We start from the raw sequence: 1,911 nt of genomic DNA on the forward strand, positions 1-1,911 counted from the left end.
GATGCTGTTGGTGATCTTCACTGGGGAGGGTGAGGCTGACGGCTTTTCCGGTCGCTGGCCCTGTGCGCCTGCTGTCCTGCTCTGGAGATCCGAGCAGGTTGAAGGGGCTGGTTACAGTGGCAATGGGCTCGTGGCCGGGGCGGGAGATTCCACCTCTGACGACGCAGATGGCACGGGCGAGCAATCCTCGCGGGACTGCGGCGATGTGGGTGCGGGACCATCTGGACGGGCTGTTCGTCGATGAGGACTTCGCCGAGTGGTATCCGCTCGACGGGCGGCGTGGTCTGTCGCCGGCGCGGCTCGCGTTGGTGTCGGTACTGCAGTACGCCGAGAACCTGACAGACCGGCAGGCCGCCGAGGCGGTCCGCTGCCGTCTGGACTGGAAATTACTGCCTGGGACTGAAGTTGGACGATCCCGGGTTCGACTTCTCGGTGCTCAGTGAGTTCCGCGGCCGAATGGCCGAGGGCGACCGCGCGGACCGGCTGCTCGCGGTGATGGTGGACCGTCTGGTGGAAGCAGGCCTGGTCAAGCCACGCGGGCGTCAGCGCACCGATTCCACCCACGTCCTGGCGGCGGTGCGGCGCCTGGACCGCATCGAGCTGGTGGGCGAGACCATGCGCGCTGCCTTGGAAGAGCTGGCACGCGCTGACGGGGAATGGCTGTCCACCCTTGTCTCGGACGACTGGGCTCGCCGCTACGGCCGGCCCGTACGCTACGACCGGCTGCCCAGAGAGACGAAGGCGCGGGAACGGTACGCCCTGACGGTCGGCGAGGACGGCATGCGGCTGCTGCGAGCCGTCCTCGGGCCTGGTGCCCCCACCCGGTTGCGGGCGTTGCCGCAGGTGGAGATCCTGCGGCAGGTCTGGATCCAGCAGTACTGGTACGACCAGGACGGCCGCCTGGGCTGGCGCGGCCCCAAGCAGACCCGCGACCGGCTGAGCCGGCGCCACAGCCCCCGGCGTTCGATGTCCGCAGAAGCCTCGGACGGGCGGCCCGATCCCACCTCGGCCCGGGCCCCCTGGTCGTCGGTCGAGATCGTCTCGCCCCACGACCCGCAGGCCCGCTTCAGCCACAAACCCGGCAAGGCCGAGTGGGTCGGCTACAAGGACCACCAGACCGAGACCTGCGACACCGGACTGCCGAACGTGATCGTGCACGTTGCCACCACGCCGGCACCCGAGCAGGACATCGACACCCTCGAACAGATCCACATCGACCTCGCCGCACGCGGCTTGGCGCCCTCCGAGCACTTGGTCGACGGCGGATACACCAGCCCCGCCACCATCCACCGAGCCAGGACCGAGCACGGGATCGACCTGGTCGGCCCGGTTCGGCTCCCACCCAGGACACGGGCGCTACCGGGCTTCGACAAGGAAGACTTCCATCCCAACTGGGAGGAAAGAACGCTCACTTGCCCCAACGGTGCTACCAGCCCGCCCTGGAAGGCGACACTCGCCGACGGCCAGCCACGCCTGTCCGTGCTCTTCCCCCGAGCCGTCTGCCGGGCCTGCGACGACCGTCCCAGGTGCACCGGGAACGTCGACGGCAAGGGACGCCACCTCCTGCTGCTGCCACAGCCCCTGCAGGAGATCCAGAACCGCGTCAGGAGAGAGCAGCAGACCCGGCCCTGGAAGGACCGATACGCCATGCGGGCAGGCTGCGAAGCCACCGTCTCCGAGACCGTCCACGCCCACGGCCTGCGCAACTGCCGCTACCGCGGCACCGCGAAGACCCACGTCCAACACGTCCTCACCGCGGCCGGAACCAACATCATCCGCCTCAGCCAGCACCGTGACGATGGCAAATCAGCCGACCATCGAACAGGCCCAACCACCCGATTCCAGCAACTCTGCCAACAACCGGATGGCGGGACTCGAACCCGTCACTCATGAAGATCACCAACAGCATCC

2 protein-coding genes are annotated in these 1,911 nt (G+C 68.3%); both read left to right on the forward strand.

Annotated elements, in window-relative coordinates; all coding sequences use genetic code 11:
• Positions 1-203: 203 nt before the first annotated feature.
• Positions 204-443, forward strand: a complete 240-nt coding sequence (locus tag ACWDD9_RS43810) for a transposase (protein WP_375875685.1) — start codon at positions 204-206, stop codon at positions 441-443.
• Entirely contained in the window at positions 406-1,893 is a 1,488-nt protein-coding gene (locus ACWDD9_RS43815) for a transposase (RefSeq protein ID WP_375875684.1), read from the forward strand. The genes ACWDD9_RS43810 and ACWDD9_RS43815 overlap by 38 nt, the downstream gene beginning before the upstream one ends.
• The last annotated feature ends 18 nt before the right edge of the window (positions 1,894-1,911 follow it).

Source organism: Kitasatospora sp. NPDC001119 (assembly GCF_053598475.1).

Bases quoted from the DNA above. Each gene is read 5' to 3' on its own strand.
- ACWDD9_RS43810 (WP_375875685.1), top strand. From the start codon at position 204: ATGTGGGTGCGGGACCATCTGGACGGGCTGTTCGTCGATGAGGACTTC.